A 19,149-nucleotide genomic window follows, 5' to 3' on the forward strand; every position below is an offset into this window, starting at 1 on the left:
CAGGAGGACCCCCGCATTGGACGTCGGTGAACGACTGCAATCCATTCGCAAACTCAAAGGTCTGTCGCAACGAGAACTCGCCAAAAGAGCGGGCGTGACCAACAGCACCATTTCGATGATCGAGAAAAACAGCGTCAGCCCCTCGATCAGCTCACTGCGCAAGGTGCTGGGCGGCATCCCGATGTCCATGGTGGAGTTCTTTTCCGAAGAGCTGGAGCCTGAGAATCCGACCCAAGTTGTCTACAAGGCCAGTGAACTGATCGATATTTCGGACGGTGCTGTCACCATGAAACTCGTCGGCAAGTCCCACCCCGACCGGGCGATTGCATTTCTGACCGAGGTTTATCCGCCGGGCGCCGACACCGGTGAGGAAATGCTCGTTCACGAAGGCGAAGAAACCGGGATTCTGGTCGAAGGTCGCCTTGAGCTGGTGGTCGGGCTCGATACCTATGTGCTGGAAGCGGGCGACAGCTACTATTTTGAAAGCACACGACCTCATCGCTTTCGTAATCCGTTCGACGTGCCAGCGCGCCTCATCAGCGCAGCGACGCCCGCGAATTTCTGATCGGTGACACCCATCCCCTGCGTAAGGCGGGGGACAGCGGTTCAGCTCGAAGCCAAGGTCGACGCGCCGACAGCCCTGCTTCGCACAGGGATGTGACGACCAACGAGCTATACTTTCGCCACCTGCAGACTACCGTGACGGCGGGGACGTGATAGCCACCATGAGGGTGAGAGCGTGAACCATACCAATAAGATCCTGACGGCCCTTGCACTGCTCGCCTACTGGGTGTTCGCCGCCCAGGCCTCCACTCAGGATGACCTCGCCAAACGACTGGAACCGGTCGGACAAGTCTGCATTCAAGGCAAGGAATGTCCGGGCATGGACGTTGCCGCCACAGCAGGCGGAGCGGGCGGCGCCAAATCTCCGGATGATGTGATCGGCAAACACTGCAACGCCTGCCACGGCACCGGTCTGCTGGGCTCGCCGAAAATTGGCGACCGCGCTGACTGGGGCAAACGCGCCAAGGAGCAGGGCGGCCTTGATGGGTTGCTCGCCAAGGCAATCACCGGCATCAACGCCATGCCCCCGAAAGGCACTTGCGCGGACTGCTCGGATGACGAGCTGAAGGGCGCGATCAAGAAAATGTCGGGGCTTTGATGGCGGTAAGTCACCATTCAGGGAAATACCGTTGGATGTTCAGAGCGCCGTGGTGGTTGGGGTTTTCCCTGTTGCTGTTCGCGGGCACTGCGAGCGCCACGATGCGCTGCGGGACTGCGCTAATCAGCCTGGGCGACACGGCAGCGGTGGTGCGCGACAAGTGCGGGCCGCCGGATAGCAGCGTTGATCAAATGCCCGCGGCGCGCGTCAATGGCGTACCTCGCCTGAACGCCGTCAAAGTCAGCCTATGGGTTTATGGCCCGCGCAACGGCGCGTTTCAGCACCTCAAGTTCATTGAAGACAAACTCGTGAATATCGATACCCGGCGCGACTGATCGGATTTTTGTAAGAGTGAGCGTGCTCGCGATGGCTGGGTATCATGCGCAGATGCATTGACTGATCGCCCTTGATCGCGAGCAAGCTCACTCCTACAGGTACGGGTTACGGCATTCATGCAGCAATTCCCGCTCATCCCCGGTCCAAGCTCCATCGAATAACAAACCAGGAGAGGCCGGATGCCGCATTCCTGCTCGATCGAGCAAGCCGTCGATCACGTGTTGGCCGAGCTGCCGACGCACATTCGCATGGGGATGCCCTTGGGGCTGGGCAAGCCCAATCGCTTCGCCAACGCGCTGTATGCCCGCATCAAATCGCTGCCGGACCGGCAACTGACGATTTACACCGCGCTGTGTCTGGGGCGCCCCGAGGCGGGCGATGGTTTGCAGGGACGTTTTCTTGAGCCTTTTCTGGAGCGCGTGTTCGGCGATTACCCCGAGCTGGATTTCCTCGCCGATCTGCACAAAAGCAGCCTGCCGCCGAACGTCCAGGTCGAGCAGTTTTTCATGCAGCCGGGCAGTCTGCTGGGCAGTGCACAGGCGCAGCAGGACTACGTCAGCAGCAACTACAGCCACGCCGCGCGGGACATCAACGCCAGCGGCTTGAACCTCATTGCGCAATTGATCGCCCACGACCCAGCGCGCCCTGAGCACATGAGCCTCAGCTGCAACCCGGACATTACCCTCGACCTCTTGCGGATGCTGGAAAAGCGCCGCGCCGCAGGAGAAACCATTCTGGTGCTGGGTCATGTGCACGCTGATCTCCCCTATATGCCGGGCAACGCTGAGGTCAGCACCGACACATTTGACCTGCTGATTGAGCACGCAGAACGTAGCACGCTGTTCTCGACACCGAACATGCCAGTGGGCGTTCAGGATCACTTTATCGCCCTGTATGCCAGCACGTTGGTGCGCGATGGCGGCACGTTGCAGATCGGCATCGGTTCGATGGGCGACGCATTGACCGCAGCCTTGCTGGCGCGGCAGGCCAACAACGAAACCTATCGCGCGTGCCTCGCCGAGCTGGACGGCATTTCCACCTGGAGGCCGTTGATCGAGGCCGAAGGCGGGGTCATGCCGTTTGCGGCCGGTCTGTACGGCTGCAGCGAAATGCTGGTTAACGGCCTGTTGGTCTTGCTCGACGCGGGCATCATTCGGCGCAAGGTCTATCCCACTGTCGAACTGCAGACGCTGGCCAACGAGGGCGAGCTGGACGAATCAATCCATGAGAATGGCGTGCTGATTCACGGCGGCTTTTTTCTGGGACCGCGCAGTTTTTATGAGCGCCTGCGCGAGTTCTCGCCCGCGCAGATGGCGCAGATCGATATGACGGCCATCAGCTACATCAACGAGCTGTACGGCAATGAGACCCTGAAGCGCCTGCAACGGCGGGATGCGCGGTTCATCAACAGCGCGTTCACCGTGACGCTGCTCGGGGCGGCGGTCTCGGATCAACTGGAGGACGGTCGCGTCGTCAGTGGCGTCGGCGGCCAGTACAACTTTGTCGCTCAGGCCCATGCGCTGGAGGATGCGCGTTCGATCCTGATCCTGCGCAGCTGGCGAGAATCCGGCGGTGAGGTCAGCTCCAATATCGTCTGGGAGTACGGCCACACCACCATTCCCCGACACCTGCGGGACGTTGTCATCACCGAATACGGCATTGCGGATTTGCGCGGCAAGACTGACTCGGCTGTGATCGAAGCGTTGCTCAACATTACTGATTCACGCTTTCAGCCTGCGCTGATCGATCAGGCGCAGAAGGCCGGAAAGCTGCCGAAGGGCTTTCGTCTCGACCCGCTGTTTACCCAAAACACGCCGGAGCGGTTGAAAGACATTCGCGACCGTTTCCCGGCGTTGTTCGTCGAATACCCGCTGGGCAGTGATTTCAGTGCTGAAGAGCGTGATTTGCTGCGGGCGCTGAACTGGTTGAAGAGCAAGTTCAAGCTCACGGAGATTATCGAATTGGGCAAGGCGACCCTTGAGGCGCCGGAGCCGAAGGCGTTTCCTGAACACCTGCGGCGCATGGGGCTAGATGATCCACAAGGGCTGCGGGAGGAGCTGTATCAGCGGCTGTTGCTGGCGGGGTTGCAGGCGACGGTTGGTTAGCTATCCGACGTCACATGCGATCCTCCTGTAAGAGTGAGCTTGTTCGCGATGACGCGTGGTCTGGCGCTTATTCAGTGACTGACATACTGCAATCGCGAGCAAGCTCACTCCTACACGGAGTTGCGTCAGGCGTGATAGCTAAGTGCATTCCTGCAGGGGCGTTAAGCGACAGACTTGATGATCAACAACGCCGCCGCGCAGAACCCGCTGACCGCGAACAGCTGCTGCAAGCGAGGCCCTGCCAGAAAACCTGCCACCTGCCGCCCTGCCATTAACCCCACCACGGCGCCTATCGCAAACGGCAGGCCGACGGCCCAATGCATCGCGCCCGTGACGCTGGCCGTGATGACACTGCCGGTGGACACCAGCGCGATAACGGCCAGTGAGGTCGCGACGATGCTTTTCAGGTTCAGGTCGGTGTAGCGGGTCAGTGCCGGGACGATCACGAAACCGCCGCCGACGCCCAACAGTCCCGAGAGCAAACCGGACAGCATCCCGGTGATCGCCAGAAAGCGGGCGCAGGGCAGGGTCCAGCGCAGACGGCCTTCGAGGGGGTTGAGCACGCAAGGCAGAAACGCCGCGCGTTCGGCAGGCTTCCCGTGGTGCAGTTCAAGCGTGGCCTTTCTGAAAATACGCCCGCAGGCGTACAGCAACACCAGCGAGAACCCAAGCGCCAGGGGCGTGTTGGGCAGACGATGCGCGAGCCACAACCCGACCGGCGAAAGGCAGATGCCGATCCCGGCGATGAACAACGCTGCGCGATACCGCACGATGCCCTGACGCAACCCAAGCAACGCGCCCACCGCTGCCGCCAGGCCAACCGCCAACAGCCCGACCGGCGCGGCTTCAACCATCGTCAGACCCAGACCAAACACCAGCAGCGGCACCGCAAGAATGCCACCGCCCGCACCTGTCAGCGCGAGTACCGCTCCAATGACCGTACCGAGGCCGGCTCCGATCAGTTCGTGTTCATTCATCTGGGAAAAGCGCCTTCTAGCAGGTCCCGACGGGAGCGAATCTGTGGTGAGGGTTCAGCGCTGGGTGCACCGAACGGAGATTTCCTGTGGGAGCGAATTTATTCGCGAGACGTACGTACAGTCGATAGGGATTTGCCGACTGCACCGGCCTTTCGCGAATGAATTCGCTCCTACAGGTCAGGGTTGCGAGCGCATCAGCACTCACAACGCATTAATCGGCACTTTCAAATACCGCACGCCGTTGTCTTCCGGCTCCGGCAGGTGGCCGCCGCGCATGTTGATCTGCACCGATGGCAGGATCAGCACGGGCATGTCGAGGGTGGCGTCGCGGGTTTCTCGCATCTGCACGAACGCGTCTTCGTCGATGCCTTCGCGGATGTGAATGTTGTTGGCGCGCTGCTCGGCGACGGTGGTCATGTACATCAACTCGCGCCCGTTGGGCAGGTAGTCGTGGCACATGAACAGCCGTGTTTGCGGCGGCAGGGTGAGGATCTTGCCAATTGAACGGTAAAGCATGCGCGCATCGGCGCCGGGGAAGTCGCAACGCGCCGTGCCGTAATCCGGCATGAACAGCGTGTCGCCGACAAACGCCACCGTCTCGCCATTCACTTCGATCAGGTAGGTCATGCACGCAGGCGTGTGGCCGGGGGTGTGCATTGCTCGGGCCTGCAGGGTGCCGATCTGGAAATGCGCGTCATCCTCCAGCAGCCGGTCAAACTGGCTGCCGTCGCGGGCGAACTCGCCTTTGGCGTTGAACAGCGTGCCGAAGACTTTCTGCACGCGGGTGATGTGGCTGCCGATGGCGACCGTCCCACCCAGCTGTTCCTTCAAGTACGCCGCTGCGGAGACATGATCGGCGTGGACGTGGGTTTCCAGAATCCACTCCACCGAGACGCCCAGTTCACGCACGCGGGCGATCAGCTTGTCCGCCGACTCGGTCTTGGTGCGCCCGGATTTGTGATCGTAATCCAGCACGCTGTCGATCAGCGCGGCCTTGAGGGTCGAGCGGTCCACGACCAGGTAGCTGATGGTCCAGGTGTGCGGATCGAAGAACGCTTCTACGCTCAGTTTTTCACCGATGTTCATGCTTCTCTCCGTTTGTTGGCAGCTACCTGTAGGAGTGAGTTTGCTCGCGATCAAGGTGTGCCAGTTGATGAAGACGTGTCTGGTAAACCGGAATCGCGAACAAGCTCACTCCTACAATGACTAATGCATGCCGCCCATGGGCCAGTGTTCAGACGAACGTCACCACGCCGCCGTTCAGCGATTTCACCCGTGCCAATGACTCTACACGATAGCCCTGCGCGTCCAGCTCCGCGCGGCCGCCCTGGAAGGACTTCTCGATCACGATGCCCAAACCGGCCACGGTCGCGCCAGCCTGTTTGATGATCGAGATCAGCGCCTGAGAGGCTTTTCCGTTGGCTAGAAAGTCGTCGATGATCAGCACGCGGTCGCTGCTGGTCAGGTGCCGGGTGGAAATGGCGATGGTGCTTTCGGTCTGCTTGGTGAACGAGTAAACCGTCGCCGAGAACAGGTTTTCGGTCAGGGTCAGCGACTGATGCTTGCGCGCGAAGATCACCGGAATGCCCAGTTTCAGACCGGTCATCACCGCCGGGGCGATCCCCGACGCTTCGATGGTGACGATCTTGGTAATGCCCGAATCGGCAAACAACGTGGCGAACTCGTCACCGATCTGCTGCATCAGGACCGGGTCGATCTGATGGTTCAGAAACGCGTCGACCTTCAGGACCTGGTCGGAAAGTACGATGCCTTCCTCGCGAATTTTCTTGTGCAGTGCTTCCACGTTGCTGTTCCTCAGGGCGCAAATGCGCGAAATGTCGGTTTATCTTTTCAGCATGGCGCGAATGTCCGCCAATGCCGTATTGCCGCGAACGGCTTTCACTTCGGTCGGTGTGTCGTCGTTGCCTTCCCAGGCCAGATCATCCGGGGGCAGTTCGTCGAGGAATCGGCTGGGCAGGCAGTCGATGATCTCGCCGTATTGCTTGCGCTTGGCCGCGAAGGTGAACGCGAGTGTCTGACGGGCGCGGGTGATGCCCACGTAGGCCAGACGGCGCTCTTCCTCGATGGTGTCGGCCTCGATGCTGGAGCGGTGCGGGAGGATTTCCTCTTCCATGCCCATGATGAACACGTAAGGAAATTCCAGACCCTTGGAGGCGTGCAGCGTCATCATTTGCACGCCTTCGGCGCCGTCCTCTTCTTCCTGCTGGCGTTCGAGCATGTCGCGCAAGACCAGCTTGCCGATGGCCTCTTCGATGGTCATGCCGCCTTCTTCGTCTTTCTCCAGCGTGTTCTTCAACGCTTCGATCAGGAACCACACGTTGCCCATGCGGTAATCGGCGGCCTTGTCGCTGGAGCTGTTCTGACGAATCCAGTTCTCGTAATCGATGTCCATGACCATGCTGCGCAGGGCCGCAATCGGGTCTTGGGTCGCGCACTGCTGGCGCACGCCGTCCATCCAGTGCTTGAAGCGCTTGAGGCGGTCGGTGAAGCGGCTGTCCAGATGTTCGCCCAGACCGATTTCGTCGGTGGCAGCGTACATCGACACTTTGCGCTCGGTGGCGTAGTTGCCCAGTTTTTCCAGCGTGGTCGAGCCGATTTCCCGGCGCGGCACGTTGATCACGCGCAGGAAAGCGTTGTCGTCATCCGGGTTCACCAGCAGGCGGAAATAGGCCATCAGGTCTTTCACTTCCTGACGCCCGAAGAAGCTGTTGCCGCCCGAAAGGCGATACGGAATCTGGTGGTGTTGAAGCTTCAGCTCGATGAGCTTGGCCTGATAGTTACCGCGATAGAGGATCGCGAAATCGCTGTAAGGCCGGTCGGTGCGCAAGTGCAAACTGAGAATCTCAACCGCCACGCGCTCGGCTTCGGCGTCTTCGTTCTTGCAGCGGATGACGCGGATTTCGTCGCCGTGACCCATCTCGCTCCACAGCTGTTTTTCGAACGCGTGGGGGTTGTTGGCGATCAGCACGTTGGCGCAGCGCAGAATGCGGCTCGTGGAGCGGTAGTTCTGCTCCAGCATCACCACTTTCAGCGACGGGTAATCGTCCTTGAGCAGCATCAGGTTTTCCGGCCGCGCGCCGCGCCAGGCGTAAATCGACTGGTCGTCGTCGCCCACCACGGTGAACTGGCAGCGGGTGCCGATGAGCATCTTCACCAGCAGATACTGACTGGCGTTGGTGTCCTGGTATTCGTCCACCAACAGGTAACGGACCTTGTGCTGCCACTTTTCGAGGATGTCGGCGTGTTCCTGGAACAGCTTCACCGGCAGCAGGATCAGGTCGTTGAAGTCCACCGCGTTATACGCCTTGAGCGTGCGCTGGTAGTGGGTGTAGACGATGGCGGCGGTCTGTTCCTTGGGGTTGCGCGAGTTGGTCAGGGCCTCCGCAGGCAGGATCAGGTCGTTTTTCCAGGAATCGATCATGTTCTTGATCTCGTCGACACCGTCGTCGCCCGAGTATTCCTTCTGCATGATGTCGGTCATCAGCGCCTTGACGTCGGTCTCGTCGAAGATCGAGAAACCCGGTTTGTAACCCAGGCGCGCATGTTCCTTGCGGATGATGTTCAAGCCCAGGTTGTGGAACGTCGAAACGGTAAGGCCACGTCCTTCACCGGCTCGCAGCAGGGTGCCGACCCGCTCCTTCATCTCCCGCGCCGCCTTATTGGTAAAGGTCATGGCGACGATGTACTGCGCACGAATGCCACAGTTCTGAATGAGGTGGGCAATCTTGCGGGTGATCACGCTGGTCTTGCCGGAGCCAGCACCGGCGAGCACCAAAAGAGGGCCGCCGACGTAGTTCACGGCTTCTTGTTGCCGGGGATTGAGTCGGGACATGAGGAAAAGGGGATCGCTTGCAAAATGGGCGGGCATTTTAACAGGGTCGAAGGATTGTGCAGCGACCGTCCGACACTGTGATGCGTCACGCTATCTATATTTCGCCGTTTTGTTACATTTGCGCAGCACGCGGTGAATCTACGCGTTTGACGCCCCTCGTTTGAATGGGCGCCGATGTCTTTTGTTTGTGTGGGGAGCTAGCTTGTCTACGCCTGTCGAACCCTTGCGTTTGCTGCTTCTGGCGGACACGCCGGAATGGCCAGCGATATTGCGCGAGTGCCTGGCCCCCTTGGGGGAAGCCGTTTTTCTCGACTGCGTGTCGAGCTGGGACGCTATTGGCCAGCCTGACGATCCCTCGCATTCCTTCATCCTGTTCACCACGCCCGCCTTGCAGCCAGCGGCCGGTCAATGCAGCTGGCCGACCGTGCTGTTGCTCGATGTCGAGCCTGATACCGATCCCGTGGGCGTCAGTGACTGGCTGATCCGCGAAGCCCTGAACACCCAAAGCCTGCGCCGTTGCCTGCGCCATGTGCGCGAACGGGGGTTGCTGGAAAACACCCTGCAACGCCTCGCTGAGCAAGACCCGCTAACCGGCATCGCCAACCGTCAGGGGTTTCAGACGTTGCTCGCGGCGCGCCTGGTCGAGTTCGATGGGCGAGGGCTGGCACTGGGGCACCTTGACCTCGACAACTTCCGCCGAGCCAACGATGCACTCGGTCATCAGGCCGGGGACCGCTTGATTCTGCAGGTCGTGGCACGCATGAAAAGCCAGCTTGAAGCCTGCGATCAGTTGGCACGCTTGGGCAGCGACGAATTCGCGCTGTTGATCGACACCCGCCGCGCGCCTGAGCGTGCCGAGTGGATGGCCGAGCGCATCACTGAAGCGCTGTCCGAGCCTTACTGGGTCGATGGCGAGAGCCTGTTGATCGGTTGCAGCCTCGGGATTGCCCATGCCCGTGCTGACGCCGGGGCTGATCCGCTGATGTGGCATGCGCACATCGCGATGCAGCAGGCCAAAGGCATTCAGGGCTGCACCTTCCACGTCTTCAACGAGCGCATCAATCGCAACGCCCGCAGCCTTGCCGATCTGGAAAGCGAGCTGCGTCGGGCTTTGCGCCGCGATGAGCTGGAGCTGCACTACCAGCCGCGGCTATGCCTGAACACCGGCAAAATCCTCGGCCTTGAAGCCCTCGTGCGCTGGCGCCATGCCGAGCGCGGGCTGTTGCCGCCCAGCGAATTCGTGCCATTGGCCGAGCAGAGCGGGTTGATCGTTCCTTTGGGCTATTGGGTGATCTCCCGCGCCTTGCGCGACATGCAGACGCTGCGGGAAAAAGGCCTGCCGCCGCTGCACATGGCGATCAACCTGTCGTTCCGCCAGTTCCAGGACAATCAGTTGCTGGCGACTCTGGACCGGCTGATCAGTGATCGCGGGGTGGATGCACAGTGGCTGGAGTTCGAACTGACTGAAACCGCCGTCATGCGCCGCAGCGATCTGGTCAAGCAGACCATGGATGCGCTGGGACGCTTGGGCGTGCGGTTCTCGCTGGACGACTTCGGCACCGGCTTTTCATCATTCGTGCACCTCAACAGCCTGCCGATCACGCTGCTCAAGATCGACAAAAGCTTCGTTGGCGAAATGGAACAGCGCGAGGAGAACCGCAAGCTGGTGCACGCCATGATCAATCTGGCGCACAACTTGAGTCTGGAAGTGGTGGCGGAGGGGGTCGAGACGCCGGAGCAATTGGCGTTGCTGCGCAGCTTCGGTTGCGATCAGGCCCAGGGTTACCTGATCAGCCATCCGTTGGCGTTGCCGGAATTGCTGGATTACCTGATGTTCGATCAAAAAGGGCGGGTGGCGCAGGGGCTGTGAAATGCCCCCAACCTTACCTGTAGGAGCGCGCTTGCCGACGGTGGCGGTTTTACGCTTCATCTGTAGGAGTGAGCTTGCTCGCGATGGCGGTGTGTCAGGCACTGATAACGTGACAGACACGTCGCCATCGCGAGCAAGCTCACTCCTACAGAAGCAGGGGTGTGTGTCAGCCCATCACCACAACGCCCGTCGCTTCTTTACGCAGCAGCTTGGCGACCTTGTGTTCGAAGGCGTAGGTCAGTGCGACTGCCGAACACAGCAATCCGACCGCCAAGCCCCACCACACACCTTCAGCGCCTTGGCTGGCCAAGAAACCCAGCCCCCACGCCAGCGGCGCGCCGACGACCCAATAGCTCGCCAGGCCAATGAGGAAGGTGGTCTTGGCATCCTTGAAGCCCCGAATGGCGCCCATCGCGATGGTCTGCGTGCCGTCGAGAATCTCGAACCACGCGGCAATCGCCAATAGCTTCACGGCCAGTTCGACGACGTCCTGATATTTCGGGTCGTTCAGGTCCACGAACAGCCCGATCACTAGATGCGGCGCCACCCAGAACAGAATCCCGAACGCCAGCATGAGCAGGCCGCCGAAGGCGATGCCCACACGACCCGCCATGCGCGCCATCAGCAGGTTGCCGCCACCGTAATGCAGGCCGATGCGCATGGTCACCGCGTAGGAAATGCCGACGGGAATCATGAATGCCATCGACACCGACTGCAGCGCGATCTGGTGCGCCGCCATCTGCGTGCTGCCCATCGCACCCATGCAGAACGCCGCGAAGGTGAACAGGCCGACTTCCACCGCGTAAGTGCCGCCAATCGGCAAGCCCAGCCGCCACAACTCTTTGAGGCTGGCACGCGACAGGCTCATCAGCCCTACGTGTAAAGGGTACGCGGCGTACACCTTGTGGTAACGAATGTGCAGCCAGAGTGCCAGCGCCATGCTGTTGGTGACGATGGCCGTGACCAGCCCGATCCCCATCAGGCCCCAGTGCGGCAAACCGAACAGGCCATGAATGAAGGCGTAGTTGAGACCGAAGTTGGCCGCGACTCCAACCAGACTCACCACCATCACCGGCGTGGCGTGGCCCAGTGCGCTGGTGAACCCGCGAAGTGCCATGAAGCTCAGCAAACCCGGCAGCGCCAGCGGCAAGGTGAGCAAGAACTGGCTGGCCATGTGGACGTTGGCTTCGGCTTGACCGAAGTGCAGCAGAATCGGCGTCAGGTTCCAGAGGATGAGCGCAGCGACCAGTGCCATGCCCCACGCGAGCCAGAGACCCGCTTGCGTCAGCCGGGTCGCACCGAGATCATCATTGGCGCCTCTGCGGATCGACACCAGCGTGCCCACCGCGGCCATCACGCCCACGCAGAAAAACGAAACGAAGTTATAGCTCGCCGCCCCCAGGCCCCCGCCCGCCAAGGATTCCGGGCCGAGCTTGCCCATCATCACGGTGTCGGTGAAGACCATCAGCATGTGCGCCATCTGCGACGCAATCAGCGGCCCGGCCACGCGCAGGATGATCCACAGTTCTTTGAAGGCGTTCTGTTGCATGTGCGTGGCGCTCGGGAGGGTGAGGCATTGATGAGCAGTCCATTGTCGTGATTCGGGGGGTAATGCACAAAGGGATAAATATGATCCTTCGCATGAGTAAAACTCATCCTGGGATTTTTACAGTACAGTGCCGAGATCGCCATCACGCCAAGAGGAATGCGCCCGATGCCTCGTAGTCTTCCGCCTTTGTATGCGCTGCGTGCATTTGAAGCTGCCGCGCGGCACAGCTCGTTCACCCGCGCTGCCGAGGAGTTGTCCATCACGCAAAGCGCGGTCAGTCGGCACATTCACACCCTTGAGCAGCACTTTGCCTGCCGATTGTTTCGTCGCAACGGGCGCAATCTGCAACTGACTGAAGCGGCTCGGGAGCTGTTGCCGGGGGTTCGTGAAGGGTTCTCGGCGCTGGAGCGGGCGTGCAGTGCGTTGATGGCCGAAGAAGGGATTTTGCGCATGAAAGCACCCTCGACGCTGACCATGCGCTGGTTGCTGGCGCGGCTCAGCCGGTTTCGTCATTTGCAGGTGGGCAATGAGGTGCAACTGACGAGCGCGTGGATGGACATTGATAACGTTGACTTTGCTCAGGAGCCTTTTGACTGCGCGGTGTTGCTGAGTCGTGGGCATTTTCCGCCGGACTGGGAGGCGACTTATCTGTTTCCGGAACTGTTAATTCCGGTGGGATCGCCCAGCCTGCTTGATGACGCTCCGTGGGACGTTGCACGGCTGGCCAGCGCTGAATTGCTGCACCCCACGCCGGATCGACGGGATTGGCGCAGCTGGCTTGAGCGCATGGGTTTGTCGGATCAGGTGTCGCTCAAGGGCGGGCAGGTGTTCGACACGCTGGAATTGGGGATGATCGCGGCGGCGCGGGGATATGGGGTGTCGATGGGCGACCTGCTGATGGTGGCCGAAGACGTACTGCAAGGCCGGCTCAGTCTTCCGTGGCGTACGGCGGTGGTCAGCGGCGAGAACTACTACCTCGTCTGGCCCAAGACCCGCCCCGGCGGAGAGCGGTTGCGCAGACTCAGCGACTTCCTGCAGGGCGAGGTGCAGGCGATGGAATTGCCGGATGTGACGATATTGGAGTAGCTGTTGCCGGTTTTGCTTTTGGCCGCAGGCCTTAGGAGTGCCGGGGGCGATGCGGTCTGGCTTTTGGTTCTGGCCGAAGGCCGTGGGAGTTGGCTTGCCTACGATTGGCCCGGGGTCGCGCCCGACCGTAGCGGCAGTAAAGCCGAGGTCTGAGGTGTGTCAGGCATATTGAGTCTTCAGGTATTGCTACTGCTTTGCAGCAGATCGCAGGCAAGCCAGCTCCCACGGCCTGCGGCCAGAGGCGGCTGCCCGTTGCCTTCCGTCCTAAGACCCCGTGTAGGACTCAAGTATTTTCGGTGTCAGCCGAAGGTGTTATTGCAGAGCCGATAGCAATCAATCGGCCCATCGATACCCTCTATTAGAAATCAGCCCGAACGGTTTGCCTGAGGTCAGGACGATCCGGTCGTTCGGCAAGGAGTTTTCATGCCCCAGCCCCGTGCCCGCATTGCCTCGCAACTCGGCATCGCCCTGGCCGTCATCCTGGCGGTCGTCATCAGCGGCAGTACCCTGTTCGCCCTGCGTTCGCTAGATTCCGCGAACCTCGTTATCCGCGAAGAGCACATGGGCAGTGAAGCGCGATTGTTGGCCGACCAGCTCAATACCTTCCACAGCACCTTGCGCGACAGCACTCAACGCTTGAGCGGGCTGTTCGAGAAGCGCTTCAGTGGCGGCCTGACGTTGCAGCCCGAGCAGCAAATCACCGTTGCCGGGGTACAAACGCCCGCACTTCTGCTCAATGGCAACCCGCTGAACAATGATTTCGCCGAAGTCGACGACTTCAAGAAAATGACCGCAGGCGTCGCGACGGTCTTCGTACGCAATGGCGACGATTTCATCCGCGTCAGCACCTCGTTGAACAAGCAGGACGGCTCTCGCGCCATCGGCACGGCGCTGGACCATAAACACCCGGCGTACGAAAAACTGTTGGCCGGGCAGGGGTATGTGGGCCGGGCGCTGTTGTTCGACCGGCTGTACATGACTCAATACAGTCCGGTGCGGGACGCGGGCGGCAAGGTCATCGCCGTGCTGTTTGTGGGTTTCGATTACACGGACGCGCAAAAGGCGCAGTTCGACAACCTCAAAAGCTTCCGCATCGGCTCGACGGGTTCGTTGGCGCTGCTCGACGAACAGAACAAATGGCTGGTGCCGCCAGCGGGCGTGAAGGATCTGGATCAGGCGAGCAAGACCTTGGCCGAATTCGTCAAAGCGCCGAACAAGGGCGGTTTCTGGCAAGACGCGGGCGACGAGTTCTACACCGTCGCCGAACCGTTCACCGGCGGGCCATGGGTGGTGCTGGCGACGATGCCCAAAGCGGAAATCAGCGCGGTGACGTGGAGCGTCGGCACTCAGCTCGCGATTGGCAGCCTGTTGGCGATGCTGATCGCAGTCGGCTCGGCGATCTGGCTGTTGCGCAGCAAATTGCAGCCGCTGTCGGACCTTGTGAATCAGGCCGAAGCCCTCGGCGCAGGCGACCTGAGCGCGCGCCTGAATGTTACGCGCCACGACGAGATCGGCCAGTTGGCCAGCAGCTTCAACCAGATGGGCCAGGCGCTGGAAACCATGGTCTCGCACATTCGTATCGCGGCCCAGGAAGTCAGCGGTCGAGCGCAGGCCTTGTCCGGCCTGTCGGGCGGCGCGTATGAAGGCATGGAGCAGCAATCCGGTGAGATCACCAGCATGGCGGGGGCTGTCGAAGAGTTCAGCGCCACGGCCCTGACCATCGCTGACAACATGGGCAACACCGAGCGTCTGGCCCAGGGTAACGCCCAGCAAACCCGCATCGGTCGCGCGTCGATGGAAGAAGCGTCGGCCTCCCTTGAACAGATCGCCGGTTCGCTCGGCAGCACCGCCGCCGTGATCGACACCCTTGGTCAGCGTTCGCAGGAAATCGGCGGCATCGTCAGCGTCATCACGTCCATCGCGGAACAGACCAACCTGCTCGCCCTCAACGCCGCCATTGAGGCTGCTCGGGCCGGGGAGCAGGGGCGCGGGTTCGCTGTGGTCGCCGACGAAGTCCGTAACCTCGCTTCGCGCACCCGTCAGGCCACCGATGAAATCTCCGGCATGATCGCCAGCATCCAGCAGGAAACCGGCAACGCCATCAGTACCATGGAGCAGGGCAACACGCTGATGCAGGAAGGCCTGTCGCGTAACGCCAAAGTGGCGGCTGCACTGGCCCATATCGACGAGCAAAGCCGCTCAGCGGGTGAACAATTCGCGTCGATCACCACCGCGACCCAAGAGCAGAGCAACACCGCGACGCTACTCAGTGCCAATTTGCAGAGCATCGCACTGGCCAACAGCGAGCAGCGCGAAGTGGTCTCGAACCTGGCGGTGACCGCGCAGGAGTTGAACGCACTGGCGGCGGATCTGCGCAAGGAAGTGGATCGCTTTAGATAAAAAAACTAGCTGCCCATGACGTTTTGCAGGCGGATAGCGAGTTCGATGGCGAAACGTCGTTCCGGCGTTTCGACGTCGATGTCGAACAACTCTTGAATGCGCGTCAGCCGATAACGCAGCGTGGTGACATGCACCCCCATCGCATCCGCGCAGGCCTGGCTGCGGCAACAGACTTGCAGGTAGGTCGAGAGGGTTTCGAGGTACGGCGTGCCGTGCTGTTTGTCGTGGGCGATCATGGCCCCCACGCTGTCGGCGACGTAGGCGCGAATGTCCTCGCCGCCGACAGCAGCGATCAGCATCGGCATCGGCCCGAAGTCCTGGCCTGAGAGCGGCCCGGTTCGTCCGAACGAGCGGGCAATGTCGATCATCCGGCGGCAACGCTCCCACGCCACGGGGTAATCGTTCAGCGTCGTGCAGCAACCGCTGGCCAGCACGATGGGTTCGACGGACAGGTAATGCATCAGGTCGTCAGTGATGCGGCGCATGACCTTGGTGATTTTCTCGGCGCCTTTTTCCCCTTCGAAAGGCACCAGACACACCAGCCCCTTATCGATGGCGATCACCGTTGCGTCCATCCCGGCGCGTTGCAGGATGCGCGATGCGTTGTGATGGAAGTGGCTGGGCGCGTTTGCGTGCTTTTTTGCCCCGTCGGAAAAGTCCACGACGATCATCTGTTGCGGCGCGTTGAGATGAATATCCAGCCGCTGTGCCCGTTGCAGCACGTCGTTGGCGTCCCGCCAGCGGCGCTCGATGACCTCGAAAAACAGCTCGGTCTGGGTGCGGGTTTCGAAGCGGAAGCGAATGACGCTGCGCATCATCTGCACGCTCAGGGCGAACTTGGCGCTTTCCAGCATCAGTTGGTCCAGCTCGCTCAGCGACGGCGCAACGGCAAACAGCACCAGCGCGCCCACCAGTTCGTGATCGACCGTCAATGGCTCGATCTGCGCCTTGAAGGTGAAATGCCGCGTGCCGTCGTCGAGGAACAGATTGACTGGGGTGCGCACTGAGCTGTTCAAGGTGTCGCGACAGGTTTTCGAAATCTGCGAACTGAGCACCCCTGCCACGGCGTTCTGCCAGCTGGCGTCGTCGAACATCAGTGTGTCCGGCGAGCGTCCCGCGATGACCTGATTCGCCGCGAAATCCACTGCCACCAACGGGCTGGGCAACAGGCTGCCGACCATGAGCGATAGCGATGAAACCGAGCCTTCCGCCAACACGTGTTCGAGCAGCGTAGTGTGCACGCGTAACGCTTGCTGCAAGCGTTCGGCGGCCAGGCGTTGCGCTTCCAACTGGTGCTCGCGCTCAACGGCAATGGCGCCCAGATGAATGATCATTCCGAGGAAGGCCAGGTCCTCATCGCCGACTTCTTTGATGTGGCGCGACACCACGCTCAACACCATGGGGCGCCCTTCGAAATCCCGGCAGCTCATCGGCATGACCAGCACCGTGCGGTAATCGCGCTCGTAGGATTCCATGCGATAGCCCGAGTACTCGCTTTCGCGGACGTCGCGGATGTAGATCGGCTCGTTGCGTTGCAGGGCGATCACGGCGGGGCTCGACGCTAATTCCCAGCGGTCGCTGAGCGGGCGCTGCAACAGCGTCGGGTCGTGACGGGCGACGACGTACGCGTAGCCCTGGCTAATGTCGATGGACATGATCGACCCCAGCGTCCAGTCGGTGTGCTGGCAGCTGACCCGCACCAATTGGCGCAAGGTCGAGTCCAGATCGCCACCGGAGTTGATTTGGCTGGCGACATCACGCAATGACAGCAACTGCATCGTTCTATTCACGTTCGTCACCTTGCCTGGCCGGTGGGGTTTAAAACTACCGTGGCCGATGACGCCAATACTTGCATCATTCCAGAGTAATGTTCTCGCTTTTTATCCGTCGAAACGCTGGAAGACGCACCCCATTACGCTCCCTAACCTGATGTCCATGCCCTCCACCGCGCTGTCCACGCAGCGCACGATTCATTTAACGAGAGAGTGACGATCATCATGGATACAGGCGTAAGAAAATATTCCACGTTCATTGAGGAAACGTTTATCGAAGGCGGCAAGGAGGCCGATCGCCCCATCACCATGGTCGTCGTCGCGGCGGTTTTGAAAAACCCGTGGGCAGGCCGCGGATTCGTCGAAGATTTGCGCCCTGAGATCCTGCGCCTGGCCCCAACGCTTGGGCAGGAGCTGACGCGACGTCTGGTAGCGCTGATGCCGCCGGACAAGGTGGAAGCCTACGGCAAGGCCGCGTGTGTCGGCGTCAATGGCGAGATCGAACACGCGTCCGGCCTGATTCACACCCTGCGGTTTGGCAACATGTTCCGCGAAGCGGTCGATGGCACGGCCTACCTGAGCTTCACCAACGTGCGCAACGGGCCGGGCGCGCTGATTGCCCTGCCGATGGTGCACAAAAGCACCACCGGCAAGCGTTCCCACTTTCTCACCGCCAACTTCCAGATTGCCGATGCCCCCGGCCCGGATGAAGTGCTGATCGCCATTGGCGCCGCCGATGGTTCGCGTCCGCATCCCCGCATCGCGGACCGATTTCAGGACATGGCTGAAATGGAAGCCGAGAAGCAACAGCGCTGACACCCGTGGGCCCCGCGCCCACCGACTTATCGCCTCTTCAAAGCAGCCCGGTCACGAATCGGGCTGCTTTTTTTTGCGTCGAAGATTCGCTGCAACAGGTGTGCTCTGAATACTCGGAAGGGCAGCAAAAAAAATCCCGACATTGCTCTTTTTCGATGGAAGAACGCGAGCAATGGCAGGACTAGCCTTGCATCAAACCCGAGCAACAAAAAGGACAGAGTCAATGTCGAGCACGATGATCAGCGCCAACGATGCAGCAATCGATCCGGGTGCACTTCGCCAAGCGTTCGGCACTTTCGCCACCGGGGTGACGGTAATCACCACGCACGATGCCGACGGCCAGCCACGCGGAATGACGGCCAACTCGTTCACCTCGGTCTCACTCGATCCGCCGCTGTTGCTGGTCTGTGTCGGCAAATCAGCCCTGAGCTACAACGCCTTTGCGAGCGGCGACTGCTTTGCGGTCAATCTGCTGCACGAAGGTCAAACGGATGTTTCGGCCACCTTTGCCTCCAAATCGCCGGACAAATTCAAAACCGTCAATCATGACGTCGTGCACACCGGCGCGCCGATCCTGATGGACAGTCTGACCTGGTTCGATTGCTCGGTGGATCAGCGCGTCGACGCCGGTGATCACATTGTCCTGATCGGCCAGGTGCGTGCATTTGGCACCAGCCCGAAATCACCTCTGTGTTTCTGCCGTGGCAGCTACGCCAGCCTCAAGGAGCCGCTGCCGTCGAAATGGCTGGAGTCCCACGGCATGATCAGCGGCTACCTGATCGAAGCCGACGATTCGATTCTGCTCCGCGCCGATGGCAAGGGCGGGTGGAGCCTGCCGGTGTCGGGCCGCAGCCGCGGCAAAACCGAGCTGCCCGTGGATCAAGGCTCGCTCATGCTGGTGCCCGAATCCACGTTTCTCTATTCGGTGTTCGACGTCGATGACATCGACCCTGGTTACCTGATCTTCCGCGCCCAACTCGACACCGCCAGCTCCTCGCAAGCGTTGCCCGAGTCCCTGCGGTTCTTTCCGGTCGATCAGCTCCCCTACGACCTCATGCCCAGCAACGAAATGCGTTCGGTGATGCGCCGCTACGTTCGCGAGCGCAAGGATCAGCGTTTCAGCATTTACATGGGTTCGAGCGACGGCGGCCGCGTGGCAATGATCGACGGCGCCGCCCGGACCTGGGCCGACTTCTCCCGCGAACAACAACTGTGACAGCAGG

15 protein-coding genes and 1 pseudogene are annotated in these 19,149 nt (G+C 60.9%); 10 read left to right on the forward strand and 6 right to left on the reverse strand.

The annotated features are described in order from the left end of the window. Nucleotides 1-16 precede the first annotated feature (16 nt). From GVN17_RS04665 to GVN17_RS04680, 4 genes are all read left to right on the forward strand, one after another. Complete coding sequence (locus tag GVN17_RS04665) at nt 17-565, forward strand: cupin domain-containing protein (protein ID WP_074754671.1); 549 nt, start codon at nt 17-19, stop codon at nt 563-565. Between the two features lie 174 nt (nt 566-739). Next, nucleotides 740-1,162, forward strand: a complete 423-nt coding sequence (locus tag GVN17_RS04670) for a c-type cytochrome (protein ID WP_178115700.1) — start codon at nt 740-742, stop codon at nt 1,160-1,162. A gap of 35 nt (nt 1,163-1,197) precedes the next feature. Next, a complete protein-coding gene (locus GVN17_RS04675) occupies nt 1,198-1,497 on the forward strand; it encodes a DUF2845 domain-containing protein (RefSeq protein WP_166594059.1) in 300 nt (99 codons plus the stop codon). A 180-nt stretch (nt 1,498-1,677) separates the two neighbouring features. Continuing rightward, complete coding sequence (locus tag GVN17_RS04680) at nt 1,678-3,603, forward strand: acetyl-CoA hydrolase/transferase family protein (RefSeq protein ID WP_166594060.1); 1,926 nt, start codon at nt 1,678-1,680, stop codon at nt 3,601-3,603. 161 nt (nt 3,604-3,764) lie between these two features. Here the strand turns inward: GVN17_RS04680 and GVN17_RS04685 are convergent, their stop codons facing one another. The 4 genes from GVN17_RS04685 to rep all read right to left on the reverse strand — a co-directional run bounded on the left by GVN17_RS04685 (nt 3,765) and on the right by rep (nt 8,433). Continuing rightward, the gene (locus GVN17_RS04685; protein ID WP_166594061.1) at nt 3,765-4,580 is read right to left on the reverse strand and encodes a sulfite exporter TauE/SafE family protein; all 816 of its coding nucleotides are present in this window, start codon (nt 4,578-4,580) and stop codon (nt 3,765-3,767) included. A 201-nt stretch (nt 4,581-4,781) separates the two neighbouring features. Next, nucleotides 4,782-5,666: an MBL fold metallo-hydrolase gene (locus GVN17_RS04690; RefSeq protein ID WP_166594062.1), complete on the reverse strand. Its 885-nt coding sequence runs from the start codon at nt 5,664-5,666 to the stop codon at nt 4,782-4,784. Between the two features lie 148 nt (nt 5,667-5,814). After that, nucleotides 5,815-6,384 (reverse strand): xanthine phosphoribosyltransferase, encoded by a 570-nt coding sequence (locus GVN17_RS04695; protein WP_166594063.1) that lies wholly within the window; start codon nt 6,382-6,384, stop codon nt 5,815-5,817. A 39-nt stretch (nt 6,385-6,423) separates the two neighbouring features. Next, nucleotides 6,424-8,433: a DNA helicase Rep gene (rep, locus tag GVN17_RS04700; RefSeq protein ID WP_166594064.1), complete on the reverse strand. Its 2,010-nt coding sequence runs from the start codon at nt 8,431-8,433 to the stop codon at nt 6,424-6,426. A 202-nt stretch (nt 8,434-8,635) separates the two neighbouring features. Between rep and GVN17_RS04705 the strand changes: the two genes are divergently transcribed. Further along, complete coding sequence (locus GVN17_RS04705; RefSeq protein ID WP_166594065.1) at nt 8,636-10,303, forward strand: bifunctional diguanylate cyclase/phosphodiesterase; 1,668 nt, start codon at nt 8,636-8,638, stop codon at nt 10,301-10,303. 166 nt (nt 10,304-10,469) lie between these two features. On the opposite strand, the gene GVN17_RS04710 is transcribed toward GVN17_RS04705, so the two are convergent. Further along, nucleotides 10,470-11,852 (reverse strand): NorM family multidrug efflux MATE transporter, encoded by a 1,383-nt coding sequence (locus GVN17_RS04710; RefSeq protein ID WP_166594066.1) that lies wholly within the window; start codon nt 11,850-11,852, stop codon nt 10,470-10,472. Between the two features lie 165 nt (nt 11,853-12,017). Between GVN17_RS04710 and GVN17_RS04715 the strand changes: the two genes are divergently transcribed. From GVN17_RS04715 to GVN17_RS29875, 3 genes and pseudogenes are all read left to right on the forward strand, one after another. Next, complete coding sequence (locus GVN17_RS04715; protein ID WP_166594067.1) at nt 12,018-12,938, forward strand: LysR substrate-binding domain-containing protein; 921 nt, start codon at nt 12,018-12,020, stop codon at nt 12,936-12,938. Between the two features lie 423 nt (nt 12,939-13,361). Then, a pseudogene (locus tag GVN17_RS29870) lies at nt 13,362-14,483 on the forward strand (Cache 3/Cache 2 fusion domain-containing protein); the annotation flags it as partial. 132 nt (nt 14,484-14,615) lie between these two features. Further along, nucleotides 14,616-15,338, forward strand: a complete 723-nt coding sequence (locus GVN17_RS29875; protein ID WP_371928483.1) for a methyl-accepting chemotaxis protein — start codon at nt 14,616-14,618, stop codon at nt 15,336-15,338. Nucleotides 15,339-15,343: 5 nt separating this feature from the next. Here the strand turns inward: GVN17_RS29875 and GVN17_RS04725 are convergent, their stop codons facing one another. Beyond that, entirely contained in the window at nt 15,344-17,128 is a 1,785-nt protein-coding gene (locus tag GVN17_RS04725; protein WP_166594069.1) for a helix-turn-helix domain-containing protein, read from the reverse strand. A gap of 207 nt (nt 17,129-17,335) precedes the next feature. Here GVN17_RS04725 and GVN17_RS04730 point away from each other — a divergent pair, with 207 nt between their 5' ends. After that, nucleotides 17,336-17,926: an amino acid synthesis family protein gene (locus GVN17_RS04730; protein ID WP_166594070.1), complete on the forward strand. Its 591-nt coding sequence runs from the start codon at nt 17,336-17,338 to the stop codon at nt 17,924-17,926. Between the two features lie 223 nt (nt 17,927-18,149). Beyond that, nucleotides 18,150-19,142 (forward strand): flavin reductase family protein, encoded by a 993-nt coding sequence (locus tag GVN17_RS04735; protein ID WP_166594071.1) that lies wholly within the window; start codon nt 18,150-18,152, stop codon nt 19,140-19,142. Nucleotides 19,143-19,149 lie beyond the last annotated feature (7 nt).

Origin of the sequence: Pseudomonas sp. SLFW (genome assembly GCF_009905615.1) — a bacterium.
Taxonomy (GTDB): Bacteria; Pseudomonadota; Gammaproteobacteria; order Pseudomonadales; family Pseudomonadaceae; genus Aquipseudomonas; species Aquipseudomonas bambusae.

Coding starts and splice junctions, on each gene's coding strand:
- GVN17_RS04715 (WP_166594067.1), top strand. CDS start 12,018: ATGCCTCGTAGTCTTCCGCCTTTGTATGCGCTGCGTGCATTTGAAGCT.
- GVN17_RS04680 (WP_166594060.1), top strand. CDS start 1,678: ATGCCGCATTCCTGCTCGATCGAGCAAGCCGTCGATCACGTGTTGGCC.
- GVN17_RS04730 (WP_166594070.1), top strand. CDS start 17,336: ATGGATACAGGCGTAAGAAAATATTCCACGTTCATTGAGGAAACGTTT.
- rep (WP_166594064.1), bottom strand. CDS start 8,433: ATGTCCCGACTCAATCCCCGGCAACAAGAAGCCGTGAACTACGTCGGC.
- GVN17_RS29875 (WP_371928483.1), top strand. CDS start 14,616: ATGGCGGGGGCTGTCGAAGAGTTCAGCGCCACGGCCCTGACCATCGCT.
- GVN17_RS04690 (WP_166594062.1), bottom strand. CDS start 5,666: ATGAACATCGGTGAAAAACTGAGCGTAGAAGCGTTCTTCGATCCGCAC.
- GVN17_RS04685 (WP_166594061.1), bottom strand. CDS start 4,580: ATGAATGAACACGAACTGATCGGAGCCGGCCTCGGTACGGTCATTGGA.
- GVN17_RS04710 (WP_166594066.1), bottom strand. CDS start 11,852: ATGCAACAGAACGCCTTCAAAGAACTGTGGATCATCCTGCGCGTGGCC.
- GVN17_RS04675 (WP_166594059.1), top strand. CDS start 1,198: ATGTTCAGAGCGCCGTGGTGGTTGGGGTTTTCCCTGTTGCTGTTCGCG.
- GVN17_RS04735 (WP_166594071.1), top strand. CDS start 18,150: ATGTCGAGCACGATGATCAGCGCCAACGATGCAGCAATCGATCCGGGT.